Consider the following 15736-nt stretch of genomic DNA (forward strand, 5'->3'; position numbering starts at 1 on the left):
CGATGAGCGGCTTGCGCGAAGAGCGCTAAGTGCGCGGGGGGACCCGCACAACCAGGACGAAGGGCCCAATGGTTCGTACGGTGAACCGCGGATCAGCGAACAGCTGCTTGTTCAGCGTGACGGTGTACCGCTTCACATTCGGCTGGTTGGGGTAGACATCCTTGGCGAGCCGCAGGGAGTAGTTGTCACCGGACTGACGCATGAGAAGCACGGTGGGGGCCCGCCAGGGGAGTGCGTCGAGCGCACGGATCATTTCGTCGGCGGTGTGCAGGTCTTCCCAGCTCTTGATCGCGGCCGCACGCTTGTCGAACTGCGCCAGGGGGTTCGCGTAGTGCGGGGTGAGTCCCTGGAAGCCGTAGTAGGGGTAGAACGCCAGGAAGCTGTAGTCGGCGGTGAGCACCACGGTCTCATCACGCGGCTTACCGGTGATCTCGGTGATGGCCTTGTCGATGGCACCGTAGTGACTCTCCGGGCCGGGTGGCCGGCGGTCGGCGCGCTGGCCGGTGCCGTCGGTATCGGCGTATGCGATGACGATGTCGTTGCGGAGCACGTTGGGGATGTCCTGGCTGAATGCCAGTGCGCCGGCCAGGCCGATCACGGTGGCCACGATCGTCGCGGCCTTGCTGCGCTGCGCTGCCCAGGCGGCCACCTCGAGGAAGGCGAAGACACCCGCGGCGACGAGCAACACGGTGAGGGTGGGTACGAGCCGGAACGAGAGCAGGGTGGTCTTGGCGAGCGTGGCGAGCATGGACAGCAGCGACCAGAGATAGACGGAGACCACGCCGATCGCCAGCGCGCCGGCGCGCGCCGAGCTCTGGGCCCGCACCACAAGCCAGATCGTTCCGAGCAGGCACAGCCCGCCGAGCATGGTGGGCTGCAGCATCGGGAAGGACAGTTGGGCACCGTCGTTGGGCAGGTAGTGCTGCGCCGATGCCGCCTTCTCCAGTGAACGGCTCAGTGTGGCAACCAAGTACGGTCCCCAGAAGACGAGCGCGATGGCGATGGCGATGGCGATGATGGTCAGCCAACGCAGCGTCGGCTCCCACATCGACCGCCAGCCGTGCAGTTGCCATCGGCCGATGGCCACTACCGCGGCCGCGACGGTGATGGTCAGTGCCGCAAAGCCAAAGAGCAGTGTGTAGAAGAGCGCGGCGAAACCCAGAAAGACGCCAAAGCCCACCACTGCGGCCCAGCCGGTGCGGCCAGTGGCCCGTAATCCGCTGTAGCCGAGCACCAGTGCCGGAGCCAGCAGCACCGTGATGATGGCGCCGTACGGCTCGGCGGACGTGTACGCGAGTGTCGTCGCAGTAGTGGCCGCACTCACCACGAGCGCGTACTCGAAGCGGATCATCTTGTTCCACAAGACAAATGCCGCGCATACCGCGATGGCCAGGGAGGTAATGGCCCACGGCTTGTACATTTCCCAGCCGGCGGTTCCGGTGAGTGCAGCGAGGCGCCCGCCGATCCAGAACCAGCCGGCCGGATAGAACGGCGGCATGTCCGGATAGGTCATATCGTGCAGCGCGGGCGAGTCGGTGAACCGCGTGACGTACTCGGTGCGGAACTGCTGATCCACCGAGACCCCGAACAGGTACAGCTTGGTGGCGCCCAGGGGCATCCCCAGGGTCACCACGGTGAACGTCGACAAGAACAGCAGTGAAAGCACGTTCGCGACGGCCCGGCGTCCCCTGCGCCAGAGAACCCCGGCCAGTACCAACCCGGCGATGGCGCCGAACTGTCCGACTGTGGTCAGGGCGTGCAGCTGGTTGGACGATCCGAAGGCAGGCCACTGGACCCGTGCGATCGCGACGAGCGCGACGGCACTGACCGCGGCGGCCGTGACCACTGCGAGCGTCAGGTCTTTGGCGGTGTCCAGCACATGCTGGCGTGCCGTCACGGTCATCGGGGCTGTCATCTCGACGTGATTACACGGGCAACTTGCGGAAAATGGGGCGCGGCACGTGGCGCAGCACCGACATCACAAAGCGCCATTGGCCGGGCGCCCAGATCAGCTCCTTGCCCGCGGCGGCTGACGTCACCACCTGCTCGGCGATCTCCTCTTTGTCGACCGTGAACGGAGCCTCCTTGGCGCCGGTGGCCTTCCAGTGTTCGATCGTCGTGGTGGTGCGTACTTGGCCCGGGCGTACCACCAGTACGTGGACGCCGAACTCGCGCAGCGCTTCTCCAAGACCGAGGTAGAACCCGTCGAGGCCGGCCTTCGTCGAGCCGTAGACAAAATTCGAGCGGCGGACTCGCTCACCGGCAACCGAGGACATCGCGATGACCTGACCGAAACCCTGTGCCTTCATCTTCTGGCCGATCAGTACGCCGACGGAGACAGCGGCGGTGTAGTTGACCTGTGCGCTCAGCACCGCCTTGGCCTGGTTCTGCCAGAGCTCTTCGGCGTCGCCGAGGACGCCGAAGGCGACAATGGCGACATCCACATCGCTCTGTGCCCAAGCGGATTCGATGAGGGCAGGGTGGCTCGTGGTGTCGATGGCATCGAAGTCCAGGTACTCGACGGACTTGGCTCCGGCGGCCTCGATCTGCGCGATGGCCGCCTCGCGTTTGGGTGCGTTGGGCAGGTCGGCCAGGATGACGCGCGCCTTGGCATTCTTCAGGTAGCGCTCGACGATGGCCAGGCCGATCTCCGAGGTACCGCCGAGCAGCAGGATGGTCTGGGGGTTACCCGTTGCGTCAATCATTGTGTGGCTGAAGCCTTTCTAGAGCAGCTCGAGGCGGCGGGCCATGTCGGAGGCGAACACGCCGTGGGGGTCGGCCTTGCGTCGGGTGGCGATCCACTCGTCGACGCGCGGGTACATCTTGTGGAATTTCTCCGCGTTTACCCGTGAATCCTTGGCGGTGTAGACCCGGCCGCCGAACTCCATGGCGCGGGTGTCGAGCTCATTGAGGAACTCGTTGACACCGGGCTTGTTGGGGAAGTCCATGGCGACGTTCCAGCCCTTCATCGGAAAGCTCAGCGGCGCTTTGTTGCCCGGTCCGAAGAGCTTGAACACGTTGAGCGCCGAGTACTGGCCCCGAGTCTGGATCCACCGGATGATGCCCTTGAACTCCTCGAGCGCATCGGGCGGTACGAGGAACTGATGCTGCGCGAAACCTGCTGGGCCATAGGCATATTGCCATCCGGTCGTGATGTCGAGCATGTGATAGAACTGCGTCAGATTGACGATCTTGCCCTGGTAGTTACCGCTCATCCGGTAGAACCCCTCGCCGATCGCCATGAGCGACGGCTTGATCATGAAGTTGACCGGGAAGAGGTCGGGAAAGCCGGGTAGTTGCGGCGCCGTGAATTTGAGCGGGTCCTTGGCCAGCTTCGCGGGCAACTGATCCAGTCTCGCAAGGCTTCCGCGGCTGACGGCCGCGCGGCCGAGCTTGGGTGGCAGGTTGATCAGGTCGAACCAGGCACTCGAGTAGGTGTACTTGTCCTCGCTGCCGTCCTGGTGCACCGCGATGGTCTCGTCCAGGTCCCGGGTGGCGACACCGTCGGCGATGAAGTACGCCGTTTCGGTGCGCGTCATGGCGATGCGGGCGCGTACGACGATGCCCGTCAACCCGTTGCCGCCGACGGTGGCCCAGAACAGCGCGCTGTCCGGTCCGTCGGGGGCGATCGTGTGCACCTGGCCATCAGCCATCAGCAGGTCCAGGGATAGCACGTGGTTTCCGAAGCTGCCGGCGCTGTGATGGTTCTTGCCGTGGATATCCGAGCCAATGGCACCGCCCACGGTGACCTGGCGAGTGCCGGGCAGCACCGGCACCCACAGGCCGAAGGGGAGTGCGGCCTTCATCAGCTGATCCAGGCTCACACCGGCGTCGACGTCGGCGACGGCGGTCTCGGCACTGATCGAGTGCACCTTGTTGAGCGGAGTCATGTCGACGACGATCCCGCCGCCGTTGCACGCGTGATCGCCGTAGGAGCGGCCCAGGCCGCGGGCGACGATGCCGCGGCGTAAATGCGAGGGGCTGGTCGCGCTCGCGTCGGCGACCCGGCGCACGGCCTCGGCGATCAGATCGACATCGGGTGTGGAGAGCACGTGAGCCACGGTGGGTGCGGTGCGACCGAACCCGGTCAGTGCGCGCGGGGTCAGGGGAAGGTCTGTAGACATATCAGTGAAAAAGCGTACTTGAGCCGATCGGAGGGTAGGAGCGAAGCGACCGGGGGACGGCTTAGCGCAGCCGGAAAATCACGGCGCGCTGCACGATGAAGTTGATGACAGTCGCGGTGCCCTGAGCGATGACAAAGGCCACCGGAACACGCCAGGTCTTGTCCTCGAGCTGCATGTAGAACAGGTAGTTGATGCCGACCTGGACGGCGTAGGTCAGGCCATAGAGCGCCATCACCGCGATGAACCGGGCCCGGCTGGGCTCGGCTTGGAAGGTCCAGCGCCGGTTGATCAGGTAGGCGGTGGTGGTTCCCGCGACAAAGCTGATGGACTTGGCGACATTGACCTGGAGGCCGAAGTGCAGCAGCAGCACATACAGCCCGAAGTCGACGATCGCCGAGAGCCCGCCGGTGAGGACGAAACGGGTCGCTTGAGTGGTCAGCGACAGCGGCGCCTGCTCTGCTGGGGCATCTGACACGGGCCAGAGCCTATGTCAGGTGTCGTCCCATGGTGCCAATCACCGGACCCTGCGCGCGACTTTCCGCGCGCAGGTAGGGTCGCGGCAGACTCGGCAACTGGATTGCTGGAACATCGACGCGTGAGGGGCAACCATGACGACTCCAGAGCACGGAAGGCACGAACGGGCCGAGGGCGAGGGCATTGATCCGCTGATCGACCTGTCGCGCGATCCCAACCCTGGAGTCGCCGACCACGCCAAAGAGGACGAGTAACCGCTCAGACTCGTTGCGGGACGAACGCCTCGATCTCTTTCACCATGAGCTCGGGCTGATCCTCGCTGACAAAGGTGTAGCTGTCGGGGACCTCCACAAGCCTGGCGTTAGGCAGTAGCTGCACCCACCGTTGCGCATGCGCGAACGGGAAGAATGGCAGCTTGCGCGGCCAGAGCAGCAGCACCGGTTTGTCGAAGGTGCGCAGTGTCTCGGCGGCGGCCAGCGTGTCGCGGTGGTCGATCCGGCTGAGGAAGGCGCGTACATCGCGACGCACGCCCTTCTGCTGTAGCAAGGGACGGACCCACTCGGCGAGTATGTCCTCGGGGATGGAGTGCTTGGCAAGGGTGTTCCCGAGCGCGCGTTGTGCGATCTTCAGTTTGAACGGACGCAGGATGAAATCGGTGCCGGGGATGCGCGCCCAATACTGGAAGACGCGAATCGACTTCGGCAGGAAGTTGTCGAACGAGTCGCAGGGCGTCAACACCACACGGCCGATCCGCTCGCTGCCGCCAACGAGCAGCAGTTGGGTGATGGCCCCGCCGGTGTCGGTCGCGACCACGGTGACGTCCGTGAGGTCCAGGCTCTCGATGAGTTCGCGAATCAACCCGGCCACACCACGCGGGCTGTTGTCGGCGCTCGAATTCATCGGCGTCTGGTGCGCGCCGAGGGGCAGGTCCGGGGCGATGCATCGGAACCGTTGACTCAGCGGTTCGATGACCTTGCGCCACATGGTGCCGGTGACGAACAGCCCGTGCACGAAGACGAGGGGAGGGCCGTCCCCGTTATCGCGGTAGTGGATGGGGCCGGCGGAAGACTCGAAAGTAGGCATGCTTTGACCATTGCGCTGACCTGCTGCCATGACGAGACACGGCACTGCCAGACGGTGCCACCCGGGGAAGCTGCTCTAGAGGCCGGCGGATGCCAGCACACCGCACAGTGCGTCGACGGCCGGCGCGAAACCGTGATCGGCTGGGGTGCCGAAGCTGACCACGACTCCGTCCGGATCGGGGATGTGCGGACCGGCCTGGGGATGTCGCAGCCGCGATAGCCCGGCCAGGGCCACGCCCGCCTCACCGGCTCGATACAGCACGTCCGGTTCCGCGCCGTCGGGCAGCGTCAGCAGCAGGTGCAGTCCGGCGGACAGCCCCCGGACTCCGACGTTGTAGTCGGAGAGTCGCTCGACGAGGAGGTCGCGCCGGCGCCGGTACCGACCGCGCATCCGCCGGATATGCCGGTCGTAGTGGCCATTGGCGATGAAGTCCGCCATGGTCAGCTGCGAGATCGCGTCGACGTACCACTGCCCGCCGCCGGCAGCCGCCACGACGGCATCCACCAGGTCCGGCGGCAGCACCATCCATCCCAGGCGTAGTACGGGGGCCAGGCTCTTACTCGCCGAACCGAGATATACGACGTGATCGGGGTCGAGGCTTTGTAACGCGCCGACGGGCTGACGGTCGTACCGGAACTCCCCGTCGTAATCGTCTTCCAGGACGTAGGAGTCGGTGCGGCGTGCCCAATCCACCACCGCGGTGCGCCGTGCCGGGTGCAGCGGCAACCCGTGCGGGAAGTGGTGGGCGGGGGTGATCATGGCGGCGCGCACGTCGAGGGTGTCAAGGTCGCTGACCACGGCGCCCTCCTCGTCGAATCCGATCGGGGTGCTGGAGCCCCCTGTCGCTTCGATGCAGTCGCGAAAGATGAAGAGCCCATAAGCTTCCAGGGCGATCGGCCGGGCCAGCCCATACATGCGGGTGAGGATCTCCACGGCATGGCGGGTGCCCGCGCAGATGACGACCGAATCGGGTGAGGTTCGCACGCCCCGCACCCGGCCCACGTATTCGGCTACGGCAGAGCGTAATTCGGGACGGCCGCGCGGGTCCCCCGCACGCAGGGCCTCGTGCGGGGCGTTGCTCAGCGCCCGGCGGACGGAGGTGACCCAGTCTGTGCGCGGGAAGGCGGTGACGTCCCCGGAGCCGGGCATGAGGTTGTGCGGTGGTGGAGAGCCCGCTCCGCGTGATCGCGGCGGCAGCTGGTTCTGGCCACGATTGAGCACCCGGGTTCCCGAGCCCTGCCGCGATTCGAGCCATCCTTCGGCAACGAGCTCCGCGTAGGCCTCGGCGACGGTGTTCCGCGCCAGCCCGAGGTCGATGGCCAGGGTGCGCGAGGGCGGCAGCATTGCCCCCACCGTCAGCCGGCCGGATCGTACGGCCTCACGGAGCGCGGTGATCAATACATCCCGTACGCCGCGGGCACCGGGGGTGATGGCGTGACGCAAGTCGAGATGTAGATCATGGCTGAGAGGGCGGGGCTCCGATATTCCCGAATTGGCCCATGAACTCACGCCTGAATTGAACCATGAGAATGGGTCTTTCTGCTTCTACCGTTAAGGCATGACAAGCACCCTGAATGCCCCAAGAATCCGTATGGAGAAGGTCTCGCCCGAGGTTTACGAGGCCATGATGGCGCTGAGTATCGCCTCGGCCAAGGACGTCGAACCCGGCCTCGCCGAGCTGATCAAGATCCGCGCATCCCAGCTCAATCACTGTGCGTTCTGTCTCGATATGCACACCCATGATGCCCGCAAGCAGGGTGAGACCGAGCAGCGCATCTACCTGCTGAACGCCTGGGCCGAGGCCGGCGATATCTACACCGAACGCGAGAAGGCCGCGCTGGCGCTGACCGAGGAGGCGACCGTCCTTTCCGCTGGTGAGCACGTGTCTGATGCCACCTATGCGCGGGCGGCGGAGATCTTCACCGAACGCGAGCTCGGGCAGATCATCGGGATGATCCTGACGATCAACGCCTGGAATCGCATCGCTGTCACTACCCGCAACGCACCTCCGAAGCGCGGCTAGATTTGCCACATTCTTTGCCGTCGGCGTGACAGAAGCGTGATCGTTTCGTAATCTGACCGGGTGATCTCGGCGAGATGGCGTGCGAAAGACGGTGAGAAGAGGCCCGCGATGCCGCTCTCTCGCGTCGCGGGCCTCGCTCTCTCACTCGTTGCCGGTGCCGCCGTGATGGGGGTCGTGAGCGAAGTTCAGAGGCCGGATGTTCAGCTGTCGATCAAGCCCGAACAACGTGCGATCGTGCTCATCGCTGACCTGCCGCGTGCCCAGCGGGACCGGCGCTATGTCTCGGCGGAGGCGCTGGCCCTGGAGGCCAGAGCCAGAGCCATCAAGCCGTGTTCGACCGTGTTGGCGGGCGCACAGCCGGCGGTGGCGCAGGCGGGAAACTTCTTGAAGACGATGTTCGGTATCGGTGACATCGGCGGTGCCAGCGGGCGTGGCGGCGGCGGGGATCACGGTCGCGGTCTGGCGTTGGACTTCATGACGGGCTCCACCGCGACCGGCAGCGCGCTTGCGAGCTTTGTGCTCGCCAACCGTGAGCGGCTCGGTGTGACGTACGTGATCTGGCAGCAGCGGTACAACGACGGCAACGGCTGGTCCATGATGGAGAACCGCGGCAGCCCGACCGCCAATCACATGGACCACGTGCACGTGTCGTTCCGGGCCGGAGCCAAACCGCCCGCGATCAGCTGCTGATCTCGGTCGGCGGCGATCCGCAGCGCCCACGGTCCGGGCGCGGATATGTTGAGTTCCATGGGTTTCCTAGCGTCTCGACGTTCTCTGCGTGGTCTGCGACAGATTGGTGATGGTCTCGGCACGCTCGACCGAGAAGTATTCGAAGCGATCGCGGAGTCGCCGAGCCCGCTGCTGGACACCGTCATGCCGCGACTCACGCGCGCCGCGGACCATTCCAAGCTCTGGATCGGGATCGGCGCCGGGTTGGCGATGTTCGGCAAGCCGGCCGTGCAGCGCGGCGCCACGCGTGGCCTGCTGACACTGGCAGTGACGAGTGCGCTCACCAACCAAGTGGCCAAACGCGTGCGGCGGCGTGCGCGGCCGAACCACCTGTCGGTGCCGCTGGTGCGGCGCAGCAAGCGCCTGCCCACGTCGTCATCGCTGCCCTCGGGTCACTCGGCGAGCGCGGCGGCCTTCGCGGTGGGCGTCGGTCTCGAGAGCCCGCCGCTGGGCCTAGGGCTCTCGCTGCTGGCCGGTCTGGTCGGCCTGTCCCGGGTGGCCACCGGCGTCCATTATCCCGGCGATGTGTTCGCGGGGTTCGGGATTGGTGCCGGGATAGCGGTCTTGGGCGCCCGCGTGGTGCCGCCGATCACGCAGACGGCGTTGCCCGGGGCGGACCCGCTGCGGGTGGACACCGCCGCGCGCCCCGAGGGCGAGGGTGTGGTGTTGGTGGTCAACCCGGCCTCCGGTGACGGTACCGGTCAGCGGATTCTGGACCAGGTGCGCAAGGCCTTGCCCCGTACGGAGATCGTCGAACTGAATAAGGGCGATGATGTCATCGAGGTGATGCGCAGCGCGGCACGCCGGGCCGAGGTGCTTGCCGTGGGCGGTGGCGACGGCACGGTGGCGTGTGCCGCAGGCGTTGCGGCCGAGACCGATACGCCGCTCGCCGTTTTTCCCGGCGGCACCTTCAACCACTTCGCCAAGGACATCGGCTGCGAAAGCGTGGCCAAGACTGTCGATGCCATCCGCCGGGGCAGCGCCAGCCGTGTCGACCTGGTCTACCTGAACGAGAGCCAGGTGGTGATCAACACCGCGAGCATCGGCGCGTACCCGAAGTTCGTACAGATCCGCGAGAAGATCGAGCACCGGATCGGCAAGCCGCTGGCGAGTGTCTACGCGATGCTGCGCATGCTGCGCCGCGAGCACCCGGTGCGTATTCGGTTCGACAACAAGACCGTCCAGACATCGCTGTTCTTCCTGGGTAATTCTGCTTATCTGCCATCGGGTTTCGCCCCGTCGCTGCGACCCCGCCTGGATGATGGACTCATCGATGTGCGCATCTTGGAGACCGGCCGCAAGTTCAGCAGCCTACGGATTCTGACGGCGCTGGCGCTCGGGCGCCTTCAGCGCAGCCCGCTCTACCACGAGCTGCAGGTACCCGAGTTTTCCTTTACCGCAGTGGACGGCCCGACTGTGCTCGCACGCGACGGTGAGGCCGGCGACAAGCTCGCGGAGGCCCGCTTCACGGTTCGTTATCGGGCGCTGGCTGTGCTGCGTCCGCTGCCCTGAGGGGCCACGGCGGCAACACGAGCAGGCAGGCGACGAAGTACGCGTAGCCCAATGCCCACCCCGCCAGCACGTCCGAGGGGTTGTGGACGTTGAGCAGAACTCTGCTGACACCGATCGTCAGAATCAGCACACCGCCGAGCGTCGCGAGCCAGGGGCGCAGCGCGGCAATCGCTTTCGGTAGGAACACCGTGAGCAATGCCAGCGCACAGACCATGACGCCAAGCGCGTGCCCGGAGGGGAATGAGGATCCGTACGCGTCGACCAACTTGGTCGCCGGGCGCGGGCGGCCCGCCAACAGTTTGGCCAGCTCGGTCACCAGCGCGCTCAGCTCCACGGTGATCAGCAGGAACACCGCCGCATGCCGCTGGCGCCGCACCAACAGCACAACGATGACGACAGCCACTGCGATGCGGAATGCACCCGGGCCCACGACGGTGGCGAATACGTCCCAGGCGGTGACCCACCCAGGGTGCGCGATTCCGTAGTCATGCGCGGGGGCCAGCGCCGCGACGTCCAGCCGAGACAACCAATTCCACTGCTGGGCATAGCCCAGCCAGAGCAATGCGAACGCGATGAAGGCAGCGCCGGCGGACACCAGCAGCCATCGGCGCTCCGGGCCGCTTATCTGTGACATGACTACACCCAGTACGGCACGCGCGCGCGGTACTGGCGCATCACCAGGATTGCCACCGTCCAACCGACGACGGTGATGGCACCCGCGATGATCCAGTGGTGGACCTGCTGATCAAGCCCGAGCAGTGGATCGCGGATGATGGCCAGAAAATGCACGAACGGGTTGAGCTGCACCACCGTGGCCAGCTTGCCGACCTTCTCGGTCAGCATGTTCTCGTTCCAGATGATCGGCGTCATGAAGAACAGCAGCTGCACCAGGCTGCCCAGCAGCGGCGAGATATCCCGATAACGGGTGGCCAGCACGCCGAAAACCAGTGAGACCCAAACACAATTCAACGTGATCAACACCAGCGCGGGGATGAAACTCAGGTCGGTGATGTGCCAGTGCGGCGTATACACGGCGACGACCACCAGGAAGATGATGATGTTGTGCGCGAACAGCAATAGCTGCCGCCACACCAGCCGGTAGACGTGCACGCTCAGCGGTGTCGGCAACTGCTTGATCAGGCCCTCGTTCGCGACGAAGACGTCCGCGCCCTCCAGGATCGCGGCGTTGAACAGATTCCAGACGATCAAACCGATGGTCACATAAGGCAAATGTTCAGCCAAAGGGAGCTTGAACAGCTGCGCATACAAGATGCCCATCGCCAGGGCCGTCGATCCGGTGGCAATGGTGATCCAGAACGGGCCCAGCACCGATCGCCGGTAGCGCTGCTTGATGTCCTGCCAGCCCAGCTGTAGCCACAGCTGCCGATGCTCGAAGCCGTCGGACAGATCACGCCACGCGCGCTTGAAGGTCCGGGAGTCCGAAGATAATTCCAGCAGTTCGTTCGTCATTTCTCAGTCCCCTGTACCGAAGGAGTCGGATTGCCCGGTCTGCCGAACTGTTCGCGGCGACCCAAGCGCCGCAAGGCAATCCAATCACGTAGGCCGGCAGGGTCGCGTCGGGTGATCAGGAAGTACCAGCCGAAGCGCACCCATTCCTGAGGGAGCAGCTTGCGCATGCCCGGCTGGGACATCAGGTAGCCGCGGTTGCGGTAGGTGAAGTACCGCTTGGTGGCATCATCCGGGTACTGGGTGTGCATGCGCCCGCCCAGAATCGGTTTGAACTCGGCCGCACCGTTGGGGTGCAGATACGTGGCATCCAGGCAGGTCCCGAACGGCAGGCCCGACCGCACCAGGCGCCGGTGCACGTCCACCTCATCGCCGCGCACGAACAGCCGCAGGTCCGGAACGCCCACGGCCTCCAGGGTTTCGGCGCGAAAGAGTGCGCCGTTGAACAGCGAGGCGATGCCGGGCAACAGATCTTGGCCGGCATCGGTGCGCAGCTCCTCCACCCGTCGCCGCCACACCAGCCCGCGCCGCAGCGGAAACGCCAGCCGGCCGGGATCGTCGATATCGCACACCATCGGCGACACCTCGGCGAGGCGATGTTTACGGGCGCAGGCCAGTAGCGTCTGCAGCACATCGGTGCCACCGGGGCGACCGTCGTCGTCGGCAAGCCATACCCAGTCGGCGCCGAGGGTGAGGGCGTGCAGTATGCCTAGCGCGAATCCTCCTGCACCGCCAAGGTTTCGGCGTGAGCCCAGGTATGTGGTGGCGATGGGTTGACCGTCCACCAGGGCCTTGACGGCGGGGTCGTTGTCGTTGTCCACCACCACCACGTGCGCGGGTAACGCTGTTTGCGAGGTGACGATCTTCAGCGATTCGGCCAGCTCGACCGTGCGCCGGTAGGTGACGACGACGGCGACGACACTGCCGACCGTGTCATCCATGGCGGTCTTCGGAGAGGATCTGGGCCACGTGATCGCCCGCCTCATTGCCTTCGTAGGCGCGGACCACGTCCTCGATACCACCGCTCATCTTGATCGTGCCGTGGTCGATCCACATCGCCGTGTTGCACAGGCGGGCCAGGAACTCGTTGGAATGGCTAGCGAAGACGAGCATGCCGGAGCGTTCCACCAACTGCTGCAACCGAATTCGCGCCTTCTTCATGAACTCGGCATCGACCGCACCAATGCCCTCATCGAGCAGCAGAATCTCCGGGTCGATGCTGGTGACGACGCCCATGGCCAGGCGAACGCGCATGCCGGTGGAGTACGTGCGCAGCGGCATGGAGAGGTACTCGCCCAACTCGGTGAAGTCGGCTATCTCGTCGACCTTGGCCTGCATCTGCTTACGGGTCTGCCCCAGGAACATGCCGCGGATGATGATGTTCTCGTACCCGGAGATCTCCGGATCCATGCCCACACCCAGGTCGAACACGGGCGCGACCCTGCCCTGGATGTACGAGCTGCCCCGAGTGGGTTCGTAGATTCCCGAAAGGAGTCGCAGCAGAGTCGATTTGCCCGCACCGTTGTGGCCGACAAGCCCGATCCGGTCGCCCTCCTTGAGGGACAAGGTGATATCCCGCAGCGCCTCGATGACCACCACATTCGACTCGTTGCGGCCAATCGCGCCGCCCGCCTTGCCGAGGAAAGCCTTCTTCAGAGAGCGTGACTTGGCGTCGAAAATCGGGAACTCCACCCACGCTTCATGGGTCTGGATACTGACCACGGCTACAGATACTGACCGGTGCCGCTGCCGCCGCCGTGCGCGGGTGCTGAAAGACCGGGCGGCAGAACACCTTGACCACCTTGACGCATCTGCTGAAGCTGCGCGCGTGCCGCCATCTGCTGGGCGAAGAGCGCAGTCTGGATGCCGTGGAACAAGCCCTCCAGCCAGCCGACCAACTGTGCGTGCGCGATACGCAGCTCGGCATCGGACGGAACGGTGTCCTCGAGGAACGGCAGGGTTAGCCGCTCCAGCTCCTCGCGGAGCTCCGGTGCGAGCCCGTCTTCCAGCTCGCGGATGGAGGCGGCGTGGATCTCGCGCAGCCGGGATCGGCTGGGTTCGTCGAGGGGAGCCGCGCGCACCTCCTCGAGGAGCTGCTTGATCATCGTGCCGATGCGCATCACCTTGGCGGGCTGCTCGACGAGGTCGGTGATGGACGGGTCGTCGTCGGCGTCGTCGGCGCTCTTGTCGGAATCGTCGGCACCCAGAATGATCACCTGGTCGTCGTCATCGTCTTGACCGGGATGGGTCATCTGTCACCTTCCGCCTGTGATTTTTGGTCGCCTGCCCATTCGTAGATCTGAGCGGCGCCGCTGTCGTACAGCTTTCTCCATGATCGGGATCTGTCCAACGACCTTAGTCCGTCGGGAACCTTGAATCCCTGGACCACGGGAGTACTGGTCATGACATAGCGAATGTTCAGCGCGTGCACAGCTTCGGTCACACGCCGGTCGGTATCGGCATCGTCGGCGTAGGCCCAGAAGATGTACCGGTGATAACCCGGGCCCTGCTGCTGCGGGAAGTCGTAGTGCGTCCAGAGCGGGTGCAGCCCCGCCACCGCGTACATCCAGCCCGAACCGTCCACGTTTCCGTCGCCGATGGTGGTGTTCTCGGCGCCGGGCAGGGTCGCCAGGTAGGCGAAGGCGTCGAGCTTTGTGGGGCCCACCATCACCTGGTCGTATTTGGCGCCGACGAGGTACTTGTGCGGCAGGAAGTAATGCCGTGCGGCGAAGCTGCAGGTTCCGGCCAGCACGAGCGCCGTGACGACCAGCGCCCACTTCCGCGTGCGCTCCCCCCGCACCCTCGTCAGCACGGTGTAGGCCAGCGTGAACAGGCCGATCCCGGCGGCCGGGGCCAGTAGCAGGCACACGATGGCCGACAACCGGCGCGGGTCGCTGTAAAAGGCATCGGAGAACAGGGCCACCGCATGGCCGATGAAACCGCCAAAGGGTCTGGAGGAGTGGACAATCGCAACGATCAGTAGCAGCCAGACGGCGATCGGCCAGTACACCCGCTTCACGATCAGCACCACCGTGCCGAGCAGGGCAAGCCAGAGCAGCGCGGACTGCACGGGGTAGTCGGCCAGGTGGCGGGTGTGCTGTGTGAGGGCGTCCAGTAGCGCGCGCCTTTTGCCCCACGGTGTGGCGAACTGGTGTCCGGCGATGATCTCGGACAATTGCAGCAGGGTGCGCAGTTGCGGGTAGAGCAGCACCAGTGAGGCGACGCCGGCGATGGCCAACGGTACAAAGCCATTTCCCCAGCGGGGCTTTGCTTTTTGTTCCTTGCCCCGGTACCGGGATAGCGGTGCGAGGAGCCACCAGGCGCCCACGAAGACGACCGCCACAATGGCGCCCGAGGTGTGTACCGAGGCGATCCCCACGAATGCCAGGACGGCCACCGGTATGCGGCTACGGTCGGCGACCACGCTCGTGATGGCGATCACGGCGGGGCCCACGAGGGCGAAGGACACCAGGTTCGGGACGGCCGCGACGTAGAACTCCACATAGGGCAGTGCCGTGAACGACGCCGAGAGTGCGGCGGCGGTGGCTGCGGAACCGGCCTGGAAGGTGCGGCTGGTGCGACCGCGCAGCAGCTGCCAGGTAAGCGCCGCCGCACTCAGGGGAAAGAGCAGCGACCCGGCCACCGCGTACAGCGTGTAGCTGGTGGTGGGAGCCGCGCCGGTCAGTTGGCAGAGCACCGCGGCCAGCCCGTGGAAGGCCGACGGGTAGTAGAGCGTGGCATGCGTCTCGACGTTGCGGAGGTCACCCATCCGGGTCGACGATGCTTGCCCGGTGTCGAGGATGTAGCGGATGGTGTTTCCGTGCCACATCGAGTCCCAGGTGCTGGGGATCGATTGCCAGTTGGTCAGCCCACGCAGGAACGCGTAGAAGATCAGCGCGGTCCCGATCGCGATGCCGAACGCGACCGCGATGAGCGCCGCGCGATTTTGTGACGGGAATTGTTCGGCGTGCTCTTTCGGCCGCAGACGGCGCCAGATCAGCCGCGCGATGACGATCGCGCCGAGTAGCGCAAACCCGGCGGAAACTGAGTTCCACGGTATGCCGATTGAGCCGAAGGTGACGATGCACAGCCCAACTAGCCCATAGGTCAATGCAGGTGCGGTGACGGCGGCCGAATGCGTTGGTAGCCCGAAGGCTCGGCCAATCAGCCAGCCTGGGATGAACAGCAACAGCAGTGCCGTAGCCACCCCGAAAGCGAACGACATTGCTCTAGTATGACTACACGAGACGGCGCCGTGGACCGTCGTCCGTCGGGACGTGGTGCAACGACGGGTTCAGCGCCGTGACCTGTGGTGAGCATCTAA

15 protein-coding genes are annotated in these 15736 nt (G+C 65.4%); 3 read left to right on the plus strand and 12 right to left on the minus strand.

Annotated features, from left to right (window positions below):
- Positions 1-25 precede the first annotated feature (25 nt).
- The 6 genes from DSM43276_RS00815 to pdxR form a co-directional block, all read right to left on the minus strand.
- Complete coding sequence (locus DSM43276_RS00815) at positions 26-1915, minus strand: galactan 5-O-arabinofuranosyltransferase (protein ID WP_078330300.1); 1890 nt, start codon at positions 1913-1915, stop codon at positions 26-28.
- A 10-nt stretch (positions 1916-1925) separates the two neighbouring features.
- A complete protein-coding gene (locus tag DSM43276_RS00820) occupies positions 1926-2705 on the minus strand; it encodes a decaprenylphospho-beta-D-erythro-pentofuranosid-2-ulose 2-reductase (protein WP_078330301.1) in 780 nt (259 codons plus the stop codon).
- An 18-nt stretch (positions 2706-2723) separates the two neighbouring features.
- Positions 2724-4124, minus strand: coding sequence for a decaprenylphosphoryl-beta-D-ribose oxidase (locus DSM43276_RS00825; RefSeq protein WP_136628965.1), 1401 nt, complete (start codon positions 4122-4124; stop codon positions 2724-2726).
- A 61-nt stretch (positions 4125-4185) separates the two neighbouring features.
- Entirely contained in the window at positions 4186-4599 is a 414-nt protein-coding gene (locus DSM43276_RS00830) for a GtrA family protein (protein WP_078330320.1), read from the minus strand.
- A 257-nt stretch (positions 4600-4856) separates the two neighbouring features.
- Positions 4857-5681, minus strand: a complete 825-nt coding sequence (locus tag DSM43276_RS00835; RefSeq protein WP_109556175.1) for an alpha/beta fold hydrolase — start codon at positions 5679-5681, stop codon at positions 4857-4859.
- 75 nt (positions 5682-5756) lie between these two features.
- The gene (gene pdxR / locus DSM43276_RS00840; RefSeq protein ID WP_078330322.1) at positions 5757-7190 is read right to left on the minus strand and encodes a MocR-like pyridoxine biosynthesis transcription factor PdxR; all 1434 of its coding nucleotides are present in this window, start codon (positions 7188-7190) and stop codon (positions 5757-5759) included.
- A 49-nt stretch (positions 7191-7239) separates the two neighbouring features.
- Between pdxR and DSM43276_RS00845 the strand changes: the two genes are divergently transcribed.
- The 3 genes from DSM43276_RS00845 (at position 7240) to DSM43276_RS00855 (ending at position 9945) form a co-directional block, all read left to right on the plus strand.
- Positions 7240-7704, plus strand: coding sequence for a carboxymuconolactone decarboxylase family protein (locus DSM43276_RS00845; protein ID WP_078330323.1), 465 nt, complete (start codon positions 7240-7242; stop codon positions 7702-7704).
- A gap of 108 nt (positions 7705-7812) precedes the next feature.
- Positions 7813-8394 carry a VldE C-terminal domain-containing protein gene (locus DSM43276_RS00850; protein WP_078330383.1) on the plus strand — a complete coding sequence of 194 codons (582 nt, stop codon included), beginning with the start codon at positions 7813-7815 and terminating at the stop codon, positions 8392-8394.
- Between the two features lie 57 nt (positions 8395-8451).
- Positions 8452-9945 carry a bifunctional phosphatase PAP2/diacylglycerol kinase family protein gene (locus DSM43276_RS00855; RefSeq protein ID WP_078330384.1) on the plus strand — a complete coding sequence of 498 codons (1494 nt, stop codon included), beginning with the start codon at positions 8452-8454 and terminating at the stop codon, positions 9943-9945.
- On the opposite strand, the gene DSM43276_RS00860 is transcribed toward DSM43276_RS00855, so the two are convergent.
- The 6 genes from DSM43276_RS00860 to DSM43276_RS00885 are packed head-to-tail and all read right to left on the minus strand — an operon-like array spanning position 9899 to position 15637.
- Entirely contained in the window at positions 9899-10579 is a 681-nt protein-coding gene (locus DSM43276_RS00860) for a phosphatase PAP2 family protein (RefSeq protein ID WP_078330324.1), read from the minus strand. The genes DSM43276_RS00855 and DSM43276_RS00860 overlap by 47 nt on opposite strands.
- A 2-nt stretch (positions 10580-10581) precedes the next feature.
- Positions 10582-11415 carry a galactan export ABC transporter permease subunit Wzm/RfbD gene (wzm, locus tag DSM43276_RS00865; RefSeq protein ID WP_078330325.1) on the minus strand — a complete coding sequence of 278 codons (834 nt, stop codon included), beginning with the start codon at positions 11413-11415 and terminating at the stop codon, positions 10582-10584.
- The gene (glfT1, locus tag DSM43276_RS00870; RefSeq protein WP_078330326.1) at positions 11412-12353 is read right to left on the minus strand and encodes a galactofuranosyltransferase GlfT1; all 942 of its coding nucleotides are present in this window, start codon (positions 12351-12353) and stop codon (positions 11412-11414) included. The genes wzm and glfT1 overlap by 4 nt, the downstream gene beginning before the upstream one ends.
- Entirely contained in the window at positions 12346-13134 is a 789-nt protein-coding gene (wzt, locus tag DSM43276_RS00875) for a galactan export ABC transporter ATP-binding subunit Wzt/RfbE (protein WP_109556177.1), read from the minus strand. Before wzt ends, glfT1 begins: the two co-directional genes overlap by 8 nt.
- Before the next feature lie 2 nt (positions 13135-13136).
- Positions 13137-13664 (minus strand): bacterial proteasome activator family protein, encoded by a 528-nt coding sequence (locus DSM43276_RS00880; protein ID WP_078330327.1) that lies wholly within the window; start codon positions 13662-13664, stop codon positions 13137-13139.
- Positions 13661-15637 (minus strand): DUF6541 family protein, encoded by a 1977-nt coding sequence (locus tag DSM43276_RS00885; RefSeq protein WP_078330328.1) that lies wholly within the window; start codon positions 15635-15637, stop codon positions 13661-13663. The genes DSM43276_RS00880 and DSM43276_RS00885 overlap by 4 nt, the downstream gene beginning before the upstream one ends.
- Positions 15638-15736: the final 99 nt, after the last annotated feature.

This window comes from Mycobacteroides salmoniphilum, from assembly GCF_004924335.1.
Lineage (GTDB): Bacteria > Actinomycetota > Actinomycetes > Mycobacteriales > Mycobacteriaceae > Mycobacterium > Mycobacterium salmoniphilum.

Excerpts from the sequence above, each read along its gene's own strand:
- DSM43276_RS00815 (WP_078330300.1), bottom strand. The coding sequence starts at position 1,915 with ATGACAGCCCCGATGACCGTGACGGCACGCCAGCATGTGCTGGACACC.
- DSM43276_RS00820 (WP_078330301.1), bottom strand. The coding sequence starts at position 2,705 with ATGATTGACGCAACGGGTAACCCCCAGACCATCCTGCTGCTCGGCGGT.
- DSM43276_RS00825 (WP_136628965.1), bottom strand. The coding sequence starts at position 4,124 with ATGTCTACAGACCTTCCCCTGACCCCGCGCGCACTGACCGGGTTCGGT.
- DSM43276_RS00835 (WP_109556175.1), bottom strand. The coding sequence starts at position 5,681 with ATGCCTACTTTCGAGTCTTCCGCCGGCCCCATCCACTACCGCGATAAC.
- DSM43276_RS00845 (WP_078330323.1), top strand. The coding sequence starts at position 7,240 with ATGACAAGCACCCTGAATGCCCCAAGAATCCGTATGGAGAAGGTCTCG.
- DSM43276_RS00850 (WP_078330383.1), top strand. The coding sequence starts at position 7,813 with ATGCCGCTCTCTCGCGTCGCGGGCCTCGCTCTCTCACTCGTTGCCGGT.
- DSM43276_RS00855 (WP_078330384.1), top strand. The coding sequence starts at position 8,452 with ATGGGTTTCCTAGCGTCTCGACGTTCTCTGCGTGGTCTGCGACAGATT.
- DSM43276_RS00860 (WP_078330324.1), bottom strand. The coding sequence starts at position 10,579 with ATGTCACAGATAAGCGGCCCGGAGCGCCGATGGCTGCTGGTGTCCGCC.
- wzm (WP_078330325.1), bottom strand. The coding sequence starts at position 11,415 with ATGACGAACGAACTGCTGGAATTATCTTCGGACTCCCGGACCTTCAAG.
- glfT1 (WP_078330326.1), bottom strand. The coding sequence starts at position 12,353 with ATGGATGACACGGTCGGCAGTGTCGTCGCCGTCGTCGTCACCTACCGG.
- DSM43276_RS00880 (WP_078330327.1), bottom strand. The coding sequence starts at position 13,664 with ATGACCCATCCCGGTCAAGACGATGACGACGACCAGGTGATCATTCTG.
- DSM43276_RS00885 (WP_078330328.1), bottom strand. The coding sequence starts at position 15,637 with ATGTCGTTCGCTTTCGGGGTGGCTACGGCACTGCTGTTGCTGTTCATC.